Raw genomic sequence first — 18,615 nt, 5'->3', positions numbered from 1 at the left:
AGTGCGCAAGAGTTGCCTCTTCTTCCGTGAACTCGGCGGCGCCTGGGCCGAGCTGCGACAGGCGTTCCCCCGGCACATCGGCATGAGCCCCCAGCGCGTCCAGTTGCTCATCCGGCTGTGGCGCGACGGCGAGACCAGCCACAACGACCTCCGCCACACGCTGGGCATCGACGGGGCGAGCGTCACGCGCCTGGTCAAGGAGTTCGAGGCCGACGGGCTGATCAGCCGCCGTCTCGACCCGGCCGACAACCGCTACACGCTGGCCGCGCTGACCCCGGCCGGCGAGCGGGCGGCGGCGGAGCTGGAGCGGGCGCACCAGTCCTACCAGGAGCGGCTCCTCGCCGGCATCACCGCACAACAGCAGGAGATCGTGCTGGACGTGCTGCGCCGCGTCCGCGCGAACATGACCGAGCAGGAGAGCCCATGACCGACGACGACGTACGGGCCGCCGCCGAGCGCATGTACGCGGCGTTCAACGCCCAGGACTACGCCGCCACGACGGAGGTCTTCACCGCCGACTTCTACAGCCATCCCCTGGACGCGACGGGCCCCGACAGCGTCGCGCAAGCCTGGCGACGGCTCCACGAGTCCTTCCCCGACGTCCACGTCATGGTCGAGGACATGGTCGTGGAAGGGGACACGGCCGCGGTCCGTACGAGCATGCGCGGCATCCCAGGCCAGGGGTCGCCGACGATGCTGGAGATGTTCCGCGTGCGCGACGGACGCATCGCCGAGTTGTGGGGCCTGTCCTCACTGCCGCGCACAACTCCCTCGTTCAGCCGGTAGGTTCTGACGGGGCCGGCGCCGACCTGCGGGCCGCCGAGCCGCGCCTGGTGCTCACCACGGTGCTGGGCGAGCTCATCCCCTACGACGCAACTTTTTCCGTGCCGGCGGCATCCGACAGACCATGGGATTTCATACGTCACTGGTGGCACTCACCCTCGCCGGCTTAACAGCGGCCACCCAGCCTGCGGCCGCTGAGGCGCCCGCCACGATCGCCTACGCGCAGCGGACGCAGACGTGGGAAGTGGTGCTGACCAGCGGGAAGGTGGTGGAGGTCCCGGAGGCGCTGACCGTGGCGCCCAAGGACGCGGTCAACGAGGGGACGACCGCGCCGTTCCTGATCAGCGGGGACGGGCGGCACCTCTTCTACTACCGGAAGAAGGACGGCCTGTTCGTGGAGCGGACCGTGCACGGCAAGGAGCGCGTGGTCGCCAAGCGCATCACGGCGTACGCCATCGGCGAGGAGTGGCCGTTCGTGTCCTATGACGGCAGCTACGTGATCACGGGGACCTCGGGACCGGGCTTGGACGTGTTCGCGGACCTGCGAAAGCGCAAGGCTATGGGGCCGCCGGAGAAGACAGACGCGTGGAGCCTGTCCGGGTTCAGCCCCGACAGCAAGCGAGTGCTGCTGGGCGGGGAGCAGATGGTCGTGTTCGACCGGGCGCTGCGGCCCCGGCTGCGGCTGAAGACGCGACTGGACCCGAGCGCGCTCGCGGGGGACTACACCACCTCGGCCGTGCTGGTCGGCAAGGGGGGCAAGTACCGCAAGGTGCGCATGCTGAACCTGCGTACCGGTCGTGCGGGCGCCGTGGTGGAGGTGCGGCTTCCGCGCGGGCAGTACATCGACGACATCGACTTCGACCGGTCCGACCGGCTGATCGTGCGATCGAAGAGCGCGAAGGGAGTGGCGGTCTACCAGGTCTCGCGGAAGACGGGCGCGGTGAAGCTGCTGAAGGAGATCGAGCGGCCCGACGTGGCGGGATGGGTGCTTCCGGGCGACGACTGCTACGAGCCCTGGGCCGACAGGAAGTGAGCGGCCGGGTCCCTTGAGGGGGCGGCTGCACCCGGCCGAGGACCGCCGAATCTACAATGTAAAGGCGGGGGAACAGTGCTGAATTGTCCCGTCGGCCGGCTCGCGTGGGAGACTGGAGGCGGCGGACAGGCGGCGAGACAGGAGGTCCGGTGGGTTCCCGAGCGTCGGGCAGCGCCCTGCGGCGCACGCCGATCCAGGCCCGCAGCCGGGACAAGGTCGAGCGCGTGCTCGCCGCCGCCGAGTCCCTGGTCAAGGAGCTCGGCTACGACGGCTGCGTGGCCTCGCCGGTGACGCTCATCGAGCGGTCGGGGGTCAACTCCGGCTCGTTGTACACCTACTTCCCCAGCGTGCAGGCCGTGCTGGAGGAGCTGACGTTCCGGTACATGGACCGGGCGTACGAGCTGATCGAGGAGGTCGCGGCCGGCACGTACGGGTCATGGCAGGAGGCCAACGACGCGGTCGTGGACGCCTTCGAGGAGTTCCACCGCGATCCCGTGGTGCGCGAGCTGTGGAACCGCACGCACATGAGCGAGCAGGTTCTCAAGGCGCAGGCCCAGTTGCAGGACCACCTCACGGCCTGCGTCCAGCGGCTGTTGTCCGACAGCTCCGGCGGGCGGCTCGACGCCCCCGACATCGCCTACACGGTGACGACCATGGTCGGCAACCATCTCGTGCAGGCGGCGCTGGGGCCGGGCCCCGACCGGCCTGACCTCCTCGCCCAGGCCAAGGTCGTCATGCGGGCCTACTTGGCGACGTTCGTGCGGGACGAGGAGGACAGAGACGGCGAGGACGCGGCCGGAGGGGCCGGGCGGAGCGGCTGACGGGTCAGGCGAGGCGGGCCAGCACCGTCGGCAGCCCGTGCCGCGCGGTGGAGGCGAAGTCGCCGACCGTGTGGACCGCGCCCAGCACGCCGGCGACCGTCAGGTGCTCGCCGGCGTGCACCAGGCCCTCGCCGAGGCGTAGCCGGGCGCGCCCGCGCCGCTCCTCGTGCAGGACGAAGTCCGGCGAGGTGTCCCGGGACAGCACGTCGAACCGGGCGAAGCCGGGCCCGTCCACCTGGGGCACGGCCCGCACCAGCAGGTGCGGGTAGAGCCGCAGCCCGGGCGGCTCGGGCGCCGTGTCCTCGGCCTCCCATTCCAGGTCGACCAGGGTGCGGCCCTCGGCGGCGACGGTGCAGGCGATCCGGTCGCCGTCGCGCTTGACGCGCATGGCGGCCATGCGTTTGGGATAGCCCCACAGCTCGCGGCCGGCGGCCACGCTCCAGGAGTGGTTCTCGTACTCGGCCAGGTAGAAGCCGCCGACGAGGTCGCCGTAGCGGACCGGGACGATGACGCCGCAGTCCATGAAGCCGCCGTTGGTGGCGGTGGAGAAGTCGGCGAAGCTGACCGCGAACCGGTCGTCGGCGGGCAGGAACGGGGTGGGCCGCAGCAGCCGTTCCAGCTCCTCCGCGTCGCCGCGGCAGTAGACGGTGACGGTGCTCAGGCCGGGCGCGGAGTACGGCTGCGCGGCCGGCGGATAGTCGAGCCGCCGCCAGAAGTCGAGGGGGTCGTAGCCGGTGCGCATCACAGTCCTCGGGGTCGCGGGGCGAGGGGGGCGGGGGCCGGTTCGTCCAGGGCCGCGCCGTTGGTCTCGGGCGCCCAGGCGGCGGTGACCGCGATGCCGAGCAGCAGCACCACGGCGGTGGCCACCATGACGCCGGCCACGCCGAGGCTTTCCAGCCCGATCGGCAGCAGGAACGTTCCAGCGGCGGCGCCGATGCGGCTGATGGCCGAGGCCAGGCCGAGGCCGGAGGCCCGCAGCTCGGTGGGGAACAGCTCGCTGGGGTAGATGAACTCCAGGTTGGCGACCAGCGCCAGCAGCAGCCCGAACAGCACGAACAGCGTCACAGTGAGCCAGGGCGGGTTCGGTGCCAGGCCGATCCACAGGCAGATGGCCGTGAGCGCCGCCATGAAGCCGATCAGCGCGGTCCGGCGTCCCATGCGGGGCAGCAGGAAGATGCCGATGACCGCGCCGAGCAGGGCGAACGCGCACGGCAGCACGGTGCCGAGGAATTCGTCGTCCACCTTCAGCGCGGCGAGCACGTCCGGCAGGAAGACGAACAGGGAGAAGTTGGGGATGGCCAGCGCCATCCAGAACAGGCCGGAGACGGCTGTCCTGCGCCACATGTCGGGCGCGAACAGCCGCCGCCAGGAGCCGGCGCCGGCGGCACGCGCGGCGTCCGCGGGCGGCAGCGCGATGTCGGGGCCGAGCCACCTGTCCACGATGCGGCGGGCCTCCTCGAAGCGGCCCTGGCTGATGAGCCAGCGCGGCGATTCGGGCGCGCCGGTCCGCATGATCAGCACGATCAGGGACGGGATGGCGCTGGTGGCGAGGGCCCATTTCCAGGCGTCGGGGCCGCCCAGCCCGGCGACGTAGTGGCCGGCGACGGTGGCGACGAGGTAGCCCAGCGCCCACAGCACGCCGAGCGCGCTCATCACCGCGGTGCGCAGCTTGCGCGGGGTGAACTCGGCCAGCAGTCCGGGGCCGATGGCGTAGTCGCCGCCGATGGCCAGGCCCAGCACCAGCCGCAGCGCGACGAGCTGCCACGGTGCGGCGGTGAACACCTGCAGCACCGAGATCACCACCATGGCGAGCAGGTGCAGGCGGAACAGGTCCTTGCGGCCGAACCGGTCGGTCAGCCGGCCGAACACCAGGCCGCCGACGAACAGGCCGACCAGGGGGGCGGCCGAGACCAGGCCGCTCCAGACCGGCGTCATGCCGAAGGCGGCCGGGATGGCGGGGAAGGCGAAGATGACGATGCCGAGGATGTAGCCGTCGATGAACATGCCGCCGCCGACGACCGCCGCGATGCGCAGGTGGAACGGGCGCAGGGGCAGGTCGTCCAGGGTCATGGGCTCTTTCACGCGCGGTCCTGTTCCGAAGGGTTCGCGAGGGGGATGGACACGGCGGAGCCTCAGGCGGCGAGCTCGGAGCGGCCGACGACGTCGCCGGGCCCGAAGTCGAAGTCGGTGAAGTCGACGCGGGCCGCGACGACCTCCAGCGGGCCGAGGAACTCCAGCGGGTCGCCGGGGCCGTCGTGCAGCTCCAGGGTGGCCTGGCCGTGGACCGGCTCGCGCAGGGCGGCGGCGGGGAACTCGAAGCGGATGGTCTCGGCGGTGACGGGGACGTCCTGGCGCGGCGTGGTCAGGTGGCGCACCTGGAAGGTGGGGCCGGCGGCGGGCCAGGAGACAGGGGCGGGCGGGCCGGGGGTGAAGTCGGTGGTGATCAGGGTGCGTCCGTTCCTGCGGCATTCCAGGTGGATGCGGCCCTCGTCGTCCTGCTCCCAGGTGAGCTCGCCGCCTTTCTTGGGCCAGGCGAACACCTCGCGGCCGACGCACAGGCCCATGTCGCTCTCAATGTATTCGAGCGGGACGTGCGAGCCGGCCTCGCCCTCGAAGGCGCACGGCAGGATGAACTCCATGTTGAGCATGCCGGTGAGGTCGACGACCCTGCCGACGCGCGACCACTTGACGCGCAGGTAGTCGCCCGTGGGGGTCAGCGGGTACGGCAGCAGCTCGCCGACCAGCCCCGGGCGGGTGCGGCAGAGCAGGGTGAGGTTCTCGGTGTCGCGGAACTCGTGGACGCCCAGGGGATACAGGGGCGACCAGCTCGGGATGGTGGCGATGGTCTGGCGCACGGCGCTCTCCGAAACTTAACTTGAGTCGAGTTGAGTTTTGTTCCGAGAGTATGGCGATCCCGGCGCCGCCACGTCAAGAGCAGAACGCCCAGGTCAGCCCGGCCGCCCAGCCGCGGCTGTCCCTCGTGCGCGTGGAGGAGCTCCTTGCGCCCGATCACCGTGCCGGTCCCGCCGGCGGCGGCGGTGCGGATCACGGCCCCGAGGCGACCCAGCCACAAGCTCTCCCGTGGCAGGGGGCCTGTCAATACCGGGGACACCCCCGTGGGCCGAACCTCACAGGGCGGGTTAACCAGAGGTTCACCGGTCACCCGTACCTTGACGGGCCATGAGCTGGAAGTACAGGGCCAACGCGACACTCGAGGGATTGACCGGTTACACACTCACCCGCGCGGGGAGGCAGCGGGCGGCCGGGCCGCCGAAACCGCCGCCGCCGCCCAGGCCCGCCCCCGAGACGCAGCGGCTGCCCGGCGACGCGGTGCGCGGGCCGGTGGACCCGGCGCACGACCGGCTGCTGCGTGAGCCCGTCTTCCTGCTGTCGTCGGTGCGGTCCGGCTCGACCCTGCTGCGGGTGATCCTGAACTCGCACAGCCGAATCCACTCGCCCATCGAGACCCATTTCCGCCGCATGACGGTGGGGTTCACCACCGAGCCCGTACGGCAGGCGATGCAGCTCCTCGGCCACACCCACAGCGACGTCGAGCACCTCGTCTGGGACCGGCTGCTGCACCGGGAGCTCCGGCGCAGCGGCAAGCCGATCCTGGTCGAGAAGACGCCGAGCAACGTGTTCGTGTGGCAGCGGCTCAGGACGTGCTGGCCGGACGCCAGGTTCGTCTTCCTGCTGCGGCACCCGATGTCGATCGTGCAGTCGTGGCACGAGGCCGACCCCGCCAAGCGGCCCATGACCGAGGCGGTGCCGCGGACGCTGGCGTACATGACCTATCTGCAGGAGGCCCGTACGCACCTGGAGGGTCACACGCTGCGTTACGAGGAGCTGGTCGCGGACCCGGAGGGGACGCTGAGGCCGCTCTGCGCGTTCCTGGGCGTGGAGTGGGAGCCGGGGATGCTCCAGTACGGCGACAAGGACCACGGAGTTTTCGAGAAAGGGGTGGGCGACTGGCGGGACAAGATCAAGAGCGGCACGGTCGTCGCCGGCCGCCCGCTGCCCCCGGCCGACGAGCTGCCTGCCGAGCTCAGGGAGATCGCCGGGCTCTGGGGCTACTGCTGACGGACGCGGGCTTCCGTTCCGGCAGAGTCCGCCTGCCGTTCGTCCGCGCTTCGCATGTCGATCACGCACGGCGTCGAAGGTGGCAGGAATGATCACCGCTCCCTCGCGCCGGACCCTCCTGGCCGGCGCGCTCGCCGGCCTGTCCGTCCGCGCCGCCGCGTCACCGGCGCGGGCGGCGGTCGCGCCCCGGCCCAACTTCCTCATCATCCTCGCCGATGACCTGGGCTGGGGCGAGATCGGCGTCCAGGGGCAGAAGAAGATCGCCACGCCGGCCATCGACCAGCTGGCCGCCGAAGGGGTGCGGTTCGAGACCGCCTACTCGGGGGCGCCGCTGTGCGCGCCGTCGCGCTGCTCCCTGCTCACCGGCCTGCACGCCGGGCACTCCACCGTGCGCGAGAACCCGGAGGGCGGCCCGCAGCGCGCGCTGGTGGAGGACGACCTGACCTTCGCCGAGCTGCTCCAGCTGTCCGGTTACCGCACCGCGTGCATCGGCAAGTGGGGCTTCGGGCCCGAACGGCCCGGTCAGCCGTCCCACCCGAACGAGCGCGGCTTCGGCGAGTTCTTCGGCTACATCACCCACCGCCACGCCCATCAGTACTACCCGCGCTACCTGTGGCACAACGCCGGCAAGGTGGCGCTGGGCGGCAGGGCGTACGCGCCCGGCCTGTTCCTGCGGCGGGCCGTCGACTTCATCAGGGAGCCGTCCGAGCGGCCGTTCCTGCTCTACTTCCCGACCATCCTGCCGCACTCGCCGAGCGTGGTGCCGGGCGACGCCGGCCCGTACGAGAACCAGCCGTGGACCCGGCCCAACCGGCGTCACGCCGCCCAGGTCACCCTGCTGGACTCGCACGTGGAGCGGCTCGTGGCCACGCTGCGCGAGACCGGCAAGGCCGCGAACACGATCGTGCTGTTCATGAGCGACAACGGCCCGCACCGCGAGAAGGGCGTGACCCCCGGCCTGTTCGACTCCAACGGCCCGCTCCGCGCCGACAAGCGCGACCTGTACGAGGGCGGCATCCGGGTGCCGCTGATCGCCTGGTCGCCGAGGCTGCGCCCCCGGGTCGAGACGCGGCCGGTGGCCTACTGGGACGTGCTGCCGACGCTGGCCGACCTGGCCGGGGTGCCGGCGCCGGACGGGATCGACGGCCGCTCGTTCCGCGGCATGTTCGACGGCGGTGACGGGCCCGGCCACCACCATCTGGTGTGGAACCGGCCGCGCAAGGCGCAGGCGATCCGCCGCGGCCGCTGGAAGGCGATCAGGTTCGCGCCCGGCATCGCGGGCGCCGGCCCCGGAGGCCGGATCGAGCTGTACGACCTCGACACCGACCTCGGCGAGCGCGAGGACCTGGCCTCCGAACGGCCGGAGCTGGTCGGCGAGCTGATGGAGCTGCTCGACCGGTCGATCGGCCCCGATCCCCGCCGCCCGTACGGGTTGAGGATGACCGCCTCGGGCGACCGGGTCACCGTGACGCTCGTGAACGGCTCGGCCGTCACGTGGCGGAGGGTGCGGCTCGCGCTGGACCTGCCGGGCGGGCGCAAGGTGACCGCCCGCCGGGAGGCGACCGAGCTGGCGCCGGGCGAGAAGATCAGCGCGACCTTCCGCGTCCCCGGGCACGGGGTGGTCACCGGGTCGGCGTCCTTCCGCACGGACGGCAGGCGGCACACGTTCCGCCGTGCCTACGACCACCAGCGCGTTTGAGCGGGCGAGCGCTGCCGAGGCCGGGACCGGCGCGTCAGATGTCGAACTCGACCCCCTGCGCGAGCGGCAGCTCGCCCGAGTAGTTGATCGTGTTCGTGGCCCGCCGCATGTAGCCGCGCCAGGCGTCGGACCGCGCCGCCGGTGAGCTCGACGCCGCAGCGCTTGGCGGTCTCCAGGGCGGGCGCGGACAACTCGGCCGGCGAGGGGAGCGTCGTGTGCATGGACAGGGCTCCTTGGGAGAACGGGTTCAGACGATGTTGAGCTCGGGACGGGACCCGGCGTGCGCGAAGCGGCCGGCGTCGAAGCCGCTGACGTCGGTGAACGGCGTCCGGTCCAGGTAAAGGTCGCGGACGACCTCGCCGACGGCCGGGCTCATCAGGAAGCCGTGCCCGGAGAAGCCGGTGGCGTAGAGGAAACGGTCGACGTTCCTGGCGACGCCGATGAGGGCGTTGTGGTCGGGGGTCACCTCGTACAGACCGGCCCAGCCGGTGGCGATGCCGGTCTCCATCAGGGCGGGCGCGCGGCGCGCCATCGCCTCGCCCAGCCTGGGCAGCCAGGCGTCGGAGCGGTCGAGCTTGAAGCCGGGCGTCTCCTCCGGATCGGACATGCCGAGCAGCAGTCCCTGGCCCTCCCGGTGGAAGTAGAACGTGGTGCCGAAGTCGATCGTGAACGTGGTCGGCGGCAGCCCGGGGATGGGCTCGGTGAGCAGCACCTGGCGGCGCAGCGGCTCGACCGGCAGGTCCACGCCGGCCCACGCGCCGACCGTGCGGGACCAGGCGCCCGCGGCGCAGACGACGGTGCCGGTCTCGATGCGCCCGCCCTCGGTGTGCACCGCGACGATGCGGTCGCCGTCCAGCTCGATGCCGGTCGCGGCGCAGTTGGGCAGCAGCCGGGCGCCGTGCCGGCGGGCGGCGCCCGCGTATCCGAGGACGACGGACTCGGGCGTGCAGTGACCGTCGGCGGGGGAGTAGGCGCCGGCGAGCAGGCCGTCGGTGTCGATCAGCGGCGACAGCCGGGCCGCCTCGCGCACGGAGACCATTCGGCTGGGCACGCCAAGGTCGTTCTGCACGGCGACGTTCTTCTCGAACTCGGCGACGGCCTCCGGCGAGTCGAGCAGGAACAGGTATCCGGCCTTGTGCAGGTCGATCTCCTGCCCGAAGCGCCTGGTGAACGTCTCGAACGTCTCCAGGCTGCGCGCGCCCAGCTCGATGTTGACCCGGTCGGAGAACTGCGCGCGCACCCCGCCGGCGGCCTTCGACGTCGAGCCCGACCCGAGCGGGCCCTTGTCGACGAGCACCACGTCCTGGGTTCCGGCCGCGGCGAGGGCGTAGGCGATGGAGACGCCCATGCAGCCGCCGCCGATGATCACCACTGACGCGTGGCGGGGCAGTTCGCGCCCGGTTTCGTTCATGGACCCGTTCCTTTGTCGATTGCAGAACCGCCCACGCTGTCGCGATCGAGGAACCGCGTGGGGACGACCGTGCGCCGGCCGCGTCCGCCGCCGGCCGGCGCGGGGTGGGCGATCTTGGTGAAGAGCTGCTCGGCCGCGGTGCGTCCCATGTCGTAGGTGGGCTGCACGACGACGGAGATGCGCGGTCGGACCAGCGTGGTCCACTCCAGGTCGTCGAACCCGAGCAGTGACATCTCCTCCGGGACCCGCACCCCCAGCTCCGACAGCAGCGAGAACGCGCTCTTGGTCATGTAGCTGTCGGCGGTGAACAGGGCGGTCGGCGGATCGTCGAGCGCGAGCACGGCCGCCACCGCCTCCAGCCGGCGTTCCGGCGCGCTGCCCTGCGGCACGAGGGCGATGAGGTCACGGTCGGCGGGCAGCCCGGCCCCGGCCAGCGTCCGCAGGTAGCCGCGGATGCGGTCGAGCGACGGACGCGACGGCCCGGCGACGCTGGCGCGGATCTTGCCGATGCGCAGTGAAGGCGGCTCCTCCGGCTGTACGGACCCCAGGAAGGCGATGCGGCGGTGCCCGCGAGCGATGAGATGGCCGATGGCATGGGCGGTGCCGTCCTCGTTGTCGGCGACGACGCTGTCGATGCCGGCGTCGCTGAGCTGGCGGTCGAGCGAGACGACCGGGACCCCGGCATCGGTGACGGCGTCGATGTGGGCGTGCTCGCGCACGGAGACGGGGGTGATGACGATGCCGTCCACCTCGTGCGAGAGCAGCACGCGGGTGGCCTCCTGCTCCTGGGCGAGCTGGTCGTCGGTGTTCATGACGATGACCTTGGAGCCCTGTCTCCGCGCCACGTCACAGATGCCGCGCATGGCGCTGGAGAAGAAGGCGTCGGAGATGTCCGCGCAGACGAAGCCGATGATGTCGGACTTGCCGCTGCGCATGGTGCGGGCGATGCGATTGACCTCGTAGCCGAGCTCCCTGGCCGCCTCGCTCACCCGTTCCATGACCTCTCGGCTGCTGTAGCCGTATCCGCCGAGGGCGCGGGCGGCGGTGGCTCTGGAGACGCCCGCGCGGGCCGCGACGTCCTTGAGGTTGGGCCGCGCGCCCTTGGCCGGTCTCGGCGGTCCGGGTTCAGTCGCCACGTTCACTTCCTTGTCGAGGGGATGCCGTGTGATCGACGGCCGGGGCGGTGGCAGCGTAACTCACGGGCGGGACGTCCGCGGGGCGGCAGTTCACAGCGCGACTTCGACGCCCGTGCCCGACCGGCGAGCCCGTTCATAGGCGCGCCAGGCGAGCACCGCGTCCTGGACGCCGAGGCCGTTGCCGTGGAAGAGGACGACCTGGTCGCCGCGGGTGCGTCCGGGATCGGCCCCGCTCAGGACGTCCGCGAGAGGACGGACGGCCTCCGGCGCGAGCACGCCGGACGCGACGGCCGCCATGATCGGGCCGTTGCCGCGCAGCGCCTGCTCGGGCAGGTCGGCGTAGGTCAGGTCGGCGCGCTCGGCGCAGGCGAGGTCCAGCTCGCGGCGGTCGGGCGCGTACGAACCCATGGTGAGCACGGTCGTGCCGGGGCGCAGCCAGGCGCCCTCGACGACGGGGACGCGGCTGAGCGTGCAGGTGGCGATCACGGTGCTGCGCTCGCACAGTTCGCGAGGCGAGGCGGCCACCTCGGCGCCGCCGGACGGCCGGCGGGCGCCGGCGGCGAGCCGCGGGCTCCACATCAGCACCCGTCCGACCGGCAGGAGCGCGCGCATCAGGCGGACGACCTCCGCGGCCTGCACTCCCGCGCCGAGCACGCCCAGCGTGTGCGGTCCGGCGGCGGGCGCGAGGGCGCGGGCGGCCGAGACGAGGCCACCGGCCGTGCGCAACGCGGTGATGGTGGCGCCGTTGAGCAACGCGACCGGCTCTCCGGTGCCGGGGTCGTGCAGGGTGACCGTGGCGTGGACCGCGGGCAGGCCGAGCTCGGCGTTGCCGGGCTGCTGCGTGCCGGACTTGACCGCCACGCCCGTCTCGCCGCCGACGACGGCGCTGTGCACGAACGCCATCCCGTCCGGCGCGTACGTCGCGTGGTGGGTGTGCGCCGACCGCACCCTGTCCTGGCCGGCGGCCAGCAGGAAGGCGTGGTCCTGGGCGGCCACGACGTCGGCGGCGGTGAGCACCGCCCTGATCTGGGCGTCCGACAGCACCAGGACGCTCATCACAGCACCCTGGCCAGGAACGAGCGGGTGCGTTCGTGCTCGGGGGCGCCGAAGATCTGCTCGGGCGGGCCCGACTCGACGACGATCCCGCCGTCCATGAACACCACGTGGTCTGCGACGTCGCGGGCGAAGCCCATCTCATGGGTGACCACGACCATGGTCATACCCTCGCCGGCGAGGTCGCGCATCACGTCGAGCACGTCGCCCACCAGTTCGGGGTCGAGCGCGGAGGTCGGCTCGTCGAACAGCATGAGCTTGGGCCGCATGGCCAGCGAGCGCGCGATGGCCACCCGCTGCTGCTGGCCGCCCGACAACGACTCCGGGTACGCCTCGGCCTTCTCGGCCAGCCCCACCTTGGACAGCAGCTCCATGGCCTGCCGGCGGGCGGTGGCGCGGTCGACTCTGTTGACCACCATGGGGCCCTCGGTGACGTTCTCGATCACGCGGCGGTGCGGGAAGAGGTGGAAGCCCTGGAAGACCATGCCCATCTGACGGCGCTGCACCGCGAGCCGGCCGGCGGACATCTGGTGCAGCACGCCGTTCTTCCAGCGGTGCCCCATGGGCTCGCCGTCGAGGTAGACGTGGCCGCTGTCGGGCGTCTCCAGCAGGTTGACGCAACGCAGCAGCGTGCTCTTGCCCGAGCCGGAGGGGCCGATGACGCACTGCACCTGGCCGGCGTGCACGTCCAGGGACACGTCGCACAGCACGCGGTGACCGCCGAAGCTCTTGCTGACCTGCTCGATGCGCAGGAGGGGAACGTCCATTACGCCTTTCCGATCGACGGGAGGAAGCGCAGCTGCCTGGTGGTCCGTACAGGGGTGGCGCGCGTCAGCTTGAGCCGCTTCTCGATCTGCTGCTGAGCCACGGTGAGCAGTGTCGTCAGCACCAGGTACCAGATGGTCGCCACGAGCAGCAGCGGGATCGTCTTGTAGTTGCGCGAGTAGATCATCTGCGCGCTGTAGAGCAGGTCGGGCGTGGCCAGCACGCTCACCAGAGAGGTGAACTTCAGCATCGAGATGAGGTCGTTGCCGATCGGCGGGATGACGATGCGCAGCGCCTGCGGCAGCACGATCCGCCGCATCACCTGGTAGCGGGACATCCCGATGGCCAGCGCCGCCTCGGTCTGGCCCTTGGAGACCGCCTGGATGCCGGCCCGGATCATCTCCGCCGCGTATGCGCTCTCGGTCAGGGCCAGCCCCAGGATCGCCGCCGAGAAGGACGAGATCAGCGTGTTGGTGTCCCATTCTCCCACCGTCGGCCCGAACGGGATCCCGAGCGAGATCGTCGGGACGAGCGTGGCCAGGTTGAACCAGAACACCATCTGCACCAGCGGCGGCACGCCCCGGAAGAACCACAGCCAGAGCCAGCTCACCGACCGGAACAGCGGGTTGGCCGACAGCCGCATGATCGCCAGCAGGATGCCGATGGCCAGCCCGATCACCATGGCCAGCACGGTCAGCTCCAGCGTCGTCAGCAGGCCGCGCATGATCTCGGCGTCGAAGAGGTACTGCAGGACGACCGACCAGCGCAGGTTCTCGTTCGTCACCAGCAGGTGCACGAACGCCACGATCAGCAGGACGAGCACCGCACCGCCGACCCACCACCAGGGATGCCGCAGCGGCACCCGCCGGACGCCTTCGGCGCTGCGGAACTCCCTCGTCTGCTCTGCCATCGTCATCGTCGGGCTCCTTGGTCAGTGGGGTCGGGGGGCGTGCGGGGCGGGCTTCTCGTGCGTACGGGGTCAGCCTTCGGGGTTGGCCTGGGTGATGAGGACGGCCTGCTTGAGGTCGCCCTGACTGGTCACGCCCCACTGCGAGCGGATCTTCGTGTAGGTGCCGTCGTCGATGACGGCCTGCAGCGCCGCCTTGAGCGCCGGCCCGAGCGGGCTGTCCTTCTTCACGCCCAGCCCGTTGTAGACGGCGTTCACCAGCAGGTCGGAGACGTCCATGGCGCCGCTCTGCTTGGCGCTGTACTTGAGCTTGCCGGAGCCGGCGGCGACGAGCTGCACCCGGCCGGAGGTGACGGCCAGCTCGGCGGACGGCTGGTCCTTGAACTGCTCGATCTTCATCGGGGTCGAGCCGCAGAGCTTGGCGTTGTTGTCGGTGAGGTACTTGTACTCCCACGCGCCGGTGAGCACCGCGACGGTCTTGCCGCAGGTGTCCTCGACCTTCTGGATGTTCAGCCCGGCGCCCTTCTTCCAGCCGAAGGCCGTGCCCTCCTTCTGCAGGGGCACGAAGTCGAGGCTCTCCAGCCGGTCCGGCGTGACGCCGAGCGAGGCGACGGCGAGATCGTAGCGGCCGTTGTCCAGGCCGGGGATGATCATGTCGAAGCCGGTGGCGGTGTAGGCGAAGTTCACGCCCATCCTGGCCGCCATGGCCTTGGCGACGTCCACGCTCCAGCCCTTGATCTCACCGTTCTCGGCGTACTCCTCGGGCGCCCAGTCACTGAAGACGGCGACCTTGATGTCCTTCACGCCCTGCGGGACGAGCTTGGCGACGGCGGGGTCGGCGGCCTGGGCCGCTGCCGTGGCGGCCGCAGGCGAGGCCGAGGTCCCGCTCTGCGAGCCGCCGCCGCAGGCGGTCAGGGCGAGGACCGCGCACGCCGACAGCGCGGCGAGCGTGGCGCCGTTGCGGCGGCCGCTGGTTCGGATCATGTGGTTTCCTCCGCTGATAGGGGGGTTACGGGGGCCAGATCGGGAGTGAGAGGTGAGGGGTGCCCGAACGCGCCGAGCGAGGTGCACACCTCGGCGGCGCGGGTGACGGCGCGGCGCAGGATCTCCCGCCCGCCGAGCCCGGCCGACAGCCCGGCCAGGGCGTGCGCGATGAAGGTGTCCCCGGCGCCCAGCGTGTCCACGACGTCCACCGGCACGGCCGGCTCGACGAGCAGCTCATGCCCGTCGAACAGCCGCGCGCCGCCCGCTCCGCGCGTGGCCAGCGCCGCCCGGGCGCCCTTCGCGCAGGCCCAGCGCAACAGGTCTGCCGTCTGCGCCTCGCTCAGGTGGGAGGCGGAGAAGAAGGCGTAGGTGACGTACGGGATCAGCGCGGCGGCGTAGTCGTCGCCGGTGTGGGCGTCGAAGTCGAACGACAGCGGCACCCGCTCCGCGACGGCCGGCAACTGCTCTTCCAGGGCGGCCGAGTAGCTGGAGTGCGCCAGCTCGTGCCCGGCGATGAACTCGAGGTCCCGCTCGTCGAGCCGGAAGGGGGCCACGCCGCGGTCGAAGGGGCCGAAGGTGCGCTCCCCGGCGACGTTGACGACGGTGGCGTAACCCGTCGGCCCGGCCAGCCTGCGCAGCCGGGAGATGTCCACGCCTTCGGCCAGCAGCGCCGCCGCCAGCCGCTCGCCGCGCTCGTCGCGCCCGGCCGCGCCCACGTAGGAGGAGCGGGCGCCGGCGCGGGCCGCGTGGACGGCCACGTTGACGCAGTTCCCGCCCGGGAACATGCGATCGGCCTCCACGTAGCAGTCCATGATGTTGTCGCCGACGGCGGCCAGTCGCATCAGTACTCGACCCGCCACATGTAGCGGCGTTCGGTCAGCGGCCGGCCGGAGTAGGACTCGAAGTGCTGGGCCAGCCGGGCGGTGACGGCGCTGGCCATGACGAACGCGCCGACCGTGGCCCGCAGCTCCTTCGGCACGCCCGGCAGCGACAGGGTGGCGCCGTCGATGATGTGGTTGCGTTCGTTGTAACGCTCCAGGAAGCGGATGGCGCGCTCGCCCATGGGCCGGGTGGCGTCCTCGCCCAGCAGCACGATCACCGGCACGCCGCCGTCGATCACCTCGAACGCGCCGTGCAGGAACTCGCCCGAGCCGGTGGCCACGGCGTGCTTGAGCTGCATCTCCTGCAGGTAGCACGCGGCGAAGGTCTGGGCGGCGCCCTCCAGCGGCCCGGAGCCGAGGACGTACACGCACGGCTCGTCCACGCACGCCTCCGCGATGGCGCGCAGCCGGCCGTCCAGTTCGTGCACCGCGCTCTCGAACGCGGCTCCGCAGTCGCGGAACACGGCGACCGCGGCGTCAAAGTCGCTGTCCACGCCCTGGGCCTTGAGCAGGGCGTAGGCGATGTAGCCCTGCAACACCTGCTTGGCCTCCACGCTGCGGTGGAGCACGATGTCCGCCGCCTCCTTCGCCACCAGGCTCTCGGGGTCCTTGGTGACCAGCAGCACGGGGGCGCCCGCCGCACGGGCGAAACGCACGGCCCGCGCCGTCTCGGGCGTGCCGCCGTTGGTGCTGGCGGCGATCACGACCGAGTCGGGGCCGAGAGCGGCGGGGCCGCGCAGCATGAACTCGTCGGCGTTCATCGCGACCACCGGGATGGGGGAACGTTCCAGCACGAATCGCATGGCGCCGAACATGAACAACGATCCGCCGCAGCCGACCAGGTAGATGGCCCTGGTGGTCGGCTTGAGCGCCTTGTTCACGAAAGCGGTCACCTGGGCTTCGATCTCCGGGGTCACCGCCTGGTCCAGGTCGGCGCGGAAAGTCTCGGGAATGTCGCCGAGGGGACGGAGAAGCTGGCGTACCTGCGACATCAGGATGCTCCAATGTGAGATCGATCTCAGATGCGGTAGATGATGCCCCTCCCGGTGGTCCACCGTCAAGAGGTCACCGGACGGCGGCGAGAGCTCTGGCACCGCTCGCGAACCGCAGGGGGACCGGGCCGGAGGCGGGCGGTTGCGCCGGCGTCCCAGGGGCGTTGACAGAGTAACCAACCAAGCGCATGCTCGCTTTCGGCGGGTGGGCCGGCCGGCTCGCCCCTGTCCGAAGGGATCACCGATGCGACCTGCCTCACCGGCCTCGGACGACCTCACCCCCCGTGGGCGCAGCCGCCGTTCCCTGCTCATCGCGGGCGGGATCATGGTCACCGGCGCGGCCCTCGGCCAGGACCCGGCCTACGCCGACGCCGACTACGACGTGGTGGTGGTCGGCTCGGGAGCCGCCGGCATGACCGCGGCCCTGACCGCCGCCAAGCGCGGGCTGAGCACCGTCGTGCTGGAGAAGGCGCCGACGTTCGGCGGGTCGGCGGCCCGGTCGGGGGCGGGCATCTGGATCCCGTGCAACGAGGTGATCCTCGCCGCCGGCGTGCCGGACACCCCGGCCAAGGCCGCCGCCTACCTCGCCCGCGTGGTGGGCGACACCGTCCCGGCCGCGCGGCAGCAGGCGTTCCTCGCCGCGGGACCGGAGATGATCTCGTTCGTGATGCGGAGCAGCCCGCTGCGCTTCCGGTTCATGGACGGCTACTCCGACTACTATCCGGAGTGCCCCGGCGGCATGCCGGGCGGGCGTTCCATCGAGCCCGACCAGTTCGACGGCAACCTTCTCGGGCCGGAGCTGGCCCGGCTCAACCCGCCGTACATCCCGACCCCGGCGGGCATGGTCGTCTTCAGCGCCGACTACAAGTGGCTGAACCTCGCCCTGGTCAACCCGCAAGGGGCGGCGGTGTCGGCGGCGTGCCTGCTGCGCGGCACGCAGGCCGCGCTGCGCGGCGAGAAGCCGCTCACCATGGGCCAGGCGCTGGCCGGGGGACTGCGGGCCGGGCTGCTGGCGGCCGGGGTGCCCGTGTGGCTGAACACCCCGCTGCTCGACCTGCACGTCGAGAACGGCCGCGTCGCGGGCGTGGTCACCTCGGCCGGGCTGGTCAGGGCCAGGCGCGGGGTGATCGTCGGGTCGGGCGGGTTCGAGCACAGCGCCGCCATGCGCGCGGAGTTCCAGCGCCAGCCCATCGGGACGAGCTGGACCGTCGGCGCCAAGGAGAACACCGGCGACGGCATCGAGGCCGGGGAGCGGGCCGGGGCGGCCCTGGACCTGATGGACGACGCCTGGTGGGGGCCGGTGATCCCGCTGCCCGACGAGCCGTACTTCTGCCTGGCCGAACGTACGCTGCCGGGCTGCGTCATCGTCAACGGCAGCGGCCGCCGCTTCGTCAACGAGGCCGCCCCCTACAGCGACGTCGTGCACGTCATGTACGACCGCAACAGCCCGTCCGACCCGCACATCCCCGCCTGGCTGATCGTCGACCAGCAGTACCGAAACAAGTACCTGTTCAAGGACCTCGCCCCGCTGCTGCCCTTCCCCGACTCCTGGTACGACAGCGGCGCCCTGTTCAGGGCCCCGACCATCGAGCAGCTCGCCCGGAAGATCGGCGTGCCCGAGGCGGCCCTGCGCGCCACGGTCACCCGCTTCAACGGGTTCGCCCTTGCCGGGCGGGACCCCGACTTCCACCGCGGCGACAGCGCCTACGACCACTACTACGCCGACCCGTACGTGCGGCCCAACCCGTGCCTGGCGCCGCTCTGGCTGCCGCCCTTCTACGCCTTCAAGATCGTCCCCGGTGACCTGGGCACGAAGGGCGGCCTGCGCACCGACGCCCGCGCCCGCGTCCTGCGGGCGGACGGCTCGGTGATCCCCGGCCTGTACGCGGCCGGCAACGCCAGCGGCGCGGTCATGGGCCACAGCTACGCCGGATCCGGCTCGACGATCGGCCCGGCCATGACGTTCGGCTACATCGCCGCCAACGACCTCGCCGGGACGCGGCCCTGAGCTTCCCGCTGTGACGGCTCGTCGCCTGCCCGAGGCCGCGCCTTGCGGAGTCCACCACGCGT

18 protein-coding genes are annotated in these 18,615 nt (G+C 71.8%); 7 read left to right on the top strand and 11 right to left on the bottom strand.

The genetic code is table 11. The annotated features are described in order from the left end of the window. Position 1 precedes the first annotated feature (1 nt). The 4 genes from ACBR40_RS05815 to ACBR40_RS05800 all read left to right on the top strand — a co-directional run bounded on the left by ACBR40_RS05815 (position 2) and on the right by ACBR40_RS05800 (position 2,637). Complete coding sequence (locus ACBR40_RS05815; RefSeq protein WP_371247749.1) at positions 2-427, top strand: MarR family winged helix-turn-helix transcriptional regulator; 426 nt, start codon at positions 2-4, stop codon at positions 425-427. Next, entirely contained in the window at positions 424-786 is a 363-nt protein-coding gene (locus ACBR40_RS05810) for a nuclear transport factor 2 family protein (protein ID WP_364446591.1), read from the top strand. The genes ACBR40_RS05815 and ACBR40_RS05810 overlap by 4 nt, the downstream gene beginning before the upstream one ends. Before the next feature lie 142 nt (positions 787-928). Continuing rightward, the gene (locus ACBR40_RS05805) at positions 929-1,816 is read left to right on the top strand and encodes a hypothetical protein (RefSeq protein WP_371247748.1); all 888 of its coding nucleotides are present in this window, start codon (positions 929-931) and stop codon (positions 1,814-1,816) included. Positions 1,817-1,965: 149 nt separating this feature from the next. Next, on the top strand, positions 1,966-2,637 hold the full coding sequence (locus ACBR40_RS05800; protein ID WP_344207903.1) for a TetR/AcrR family transcriptional regulator: 672 nt from the start codon (positions 1,966-1,968) through the stop codon (positions 2,635-2,637). Between the two features lie 4 nt (positions 2,638-2,641). Here the strand turns inward: ACBR40_RS05800 and ACBR40_RS05795 are convergent, their stop codons facing one another. Genes ACBR40_RS05795 through ACBR40_RS05785 form a run of 3 tightly spaced genes read right to left on the bottom strand, consistent with a single transcriptional unit; the run spans position 2,642 to position 5,492 of the window. Then, positions 2,642-3,379, bottom strand: a complete 738-nt coding sequence (locus ACBR40_RS05795) for an acetoacetate decarboxylase family protein (protein ID WP_371247747.1) — start codon at positions 3,377-3,379, stop codon at positions 2,642-2,644. After that, positions 3,379-4,719 carry an MFS transporter gene (locus ACBR40_RS05790; protein WP_371247746.1) on the bottom strand — a complete coding sequence of 447 codons (1,341 nt, stop codon included), beginning with the start codon at positions 4,717-4,719 and terminating at the stop codon, positions 3,379-3,381. The genes ACBR40_RS05795 and ACBR40_RS05790 overlap by 1 nt, the downstream gene beginning before the upstream one ends. A gap of 50 nt (positions 4,720-4,769) precedes the next feature. Beyond that, complete coding sequence (locus ACBR40_RS05785; protein ID WP_371247744.1) at positions 4,770-5,492, bottom strand: acetoacetate decarboxylase family protein; 723 nt, start codon at positions 5,490-5,492, stop codon at positions 4,770-4,772. Between the two features lie 364 nt (positions 5,493-5,856). On the opposite strand from ACBR40_RS05785, the gene ACBR40_RS05780 reads away from it, so the two are divergent. Further along, positions 5,857-6,717 (top strand): sulfotransferase, encoded by an 861-nt coding sequence (locus tag ACBR40_RS05780; RefSeq protein WP_371247743.1) that lies wholly within the window; start codon positions 5,857-5,859, stop codon positions 6,715-6,717. An 88-nt stretch (positions 6,718-6,805) separates the two neighbouring features. Beyond that, on the top strand, positions 6,806-8,416 hold the full coding sequence (locus tag ACBR40_RS05775) for a sulfatase-like hydrolase/transferase (RefSeq protein ID WP_371247741.1): 1,611 nt from the start codon (positions 6,806-6,808) through the stop codon (positions 8,414-8,416). Between the two features lie 247 nt (positions 8,417-8,663). Here the strand turns inward: ACBR40_RS05775 and ACBR40_RS05770 are convergent, their stop codons facing one another. The 8 genes from ACBR40_RS05770 to ACBR40_RS05735 form a co-directional block, all read right to left on the bottom strand. After that, positions 8,664-9,827, bottom strand: coding sequence for an FAD-binding oxidoreductase (locus tag ACBR40_RS05770; protein WP_364446602.1), 1,164 nt, complete (start codon positions 9,825-9,827; stop codon positions 8,664-8,666). Beyond that, a complete protein-coding gene (locus ACBR40_RS05765; RefSeq protein ID WP_371247739.1) occupies positions 9,824-10,963 on the bottom strand; it encodes a LacI family DNA-binding transcriptional regulator in 1,140 nt (379 codons plus the stop codon). The genes ACBR40_RS05770 and ACBR40_RS05765 overlap by 4 nt, the downstream gene beginning before the upstream one ends. 90 nt (positions 10,964-11,053) lie before the next feature. Further along, positions 11,054-12,019: an ornithine cyclodeaminase family protein gene (locus tag ACBR40_RS05760; protein ID WP_371247738.1), complete on the bottom strand. Its 966-nt coding sequence runs from the start codon at positions 12,017-12,019 to the stop codon at positions 11,054-11,056. Further along, complete coding sequence (locus tag ACBR40_RS05755; protein WP_371247737.1) at positions 12,019-12,783, bottom strand: amino acid ABC transporter ATP-binding protein; 765 nt, start codon at positions 12,781-12,783, stop codon at positions 12,019-12,021. Before ACBR40_RS05755 ends, ACBR40_RS05760 begins: the two co-directional genes overlap by 1 nt. Beyond that, positions 12,783-13,697 carry an amino acid ABC transporter permease gene (locus tag ACBR40_RS05750; protein ID WP_344207913.1) on the bottom strand — a complete coding sequence of 305 codons (915 nt, stop codon included), beginning with the start codon at positions 13,695-13,697 and terminating at the stop codon, positions 12,783-12,785. The genes ACBR40_RS05755 and ACBR40_RS05750 overlap by 1 nt, the downstream gene beginning before the upstream one ends. 63 nt (positions 13,698-13,760) lie before the next feature. Next, positions 13,761-14,672: a transporter substrate-binding domain-containing protein gene (locus tag ACBR40_RS05745; protein ID WP_371247735.1), complete on the bottom strand. Its 912-nt coding sequence runs from the start codon at positions 14,670-14,672 to the stop codon at positions 13,761-13,763. Continuing rightward, complete coding sequence (locus ACBR40_RS05740; RefSeq protein ID WP_344207915.1) at positions 14,669-15,514, bottom strand: PfkB family carbohydrate kinase; 846 nt, start codon at positions 15,512-15,514, stop codon at positions 14,669-14,671. The genes ACBR40_RS05745 and ACBR40_RS05740 overlap by 4 nt, the downstream gene beginning before the upstream one ends. Next, complete coding sequence (locus tag ACBR40_RS05735) at positions 15,514-16,545, bottom strand: SIS domain-containing protein (RefSeq protein ID WP_371247734.1); 1,032 nt, start codon at positions 16,543-16,545, stop codon at positions 15,514-15,516. Before ACBR40_RS05735 ends, ACBR40_RS05740 begins: the two co-directional genes overlap by 1 nt. Before the next feature lie 244 nt (positions 16,546-16,789). Between ACBR40_RS05735 and kstD the strand changes: the two genes are divergently transcribed. Then, positions 16,790-18,553, top strand: a complete 1,764-nt coding sequence (gene kstD, locus ACBR40_RS05730; protein WP_371247731.1) for a 3-oxosteroid 1-dehydrogenase — start codon at positions 16,790-16,792, stop codon at positions 18,551-18,553. Positions 18,554-18,615: the final 62 nt, after the last annotated feature.

The sequence above is a fragment of the Nonomuraea sp. AD125B genome (genome assembly GCF_041402765.1).
Classification (GTDB): domain Bacteria; phylum Actinomycetota; class Actinomycetes; order Streptosporangiales; family Streptosporangiaceae; genus Nonomuraea; species Nonomuraea bangladeshensis.
The sequence above is the reverse complement of the archived record's forward strand: the minus strand, read 5'-3'. Positions and strand labels throughout refer to the sequence as shown.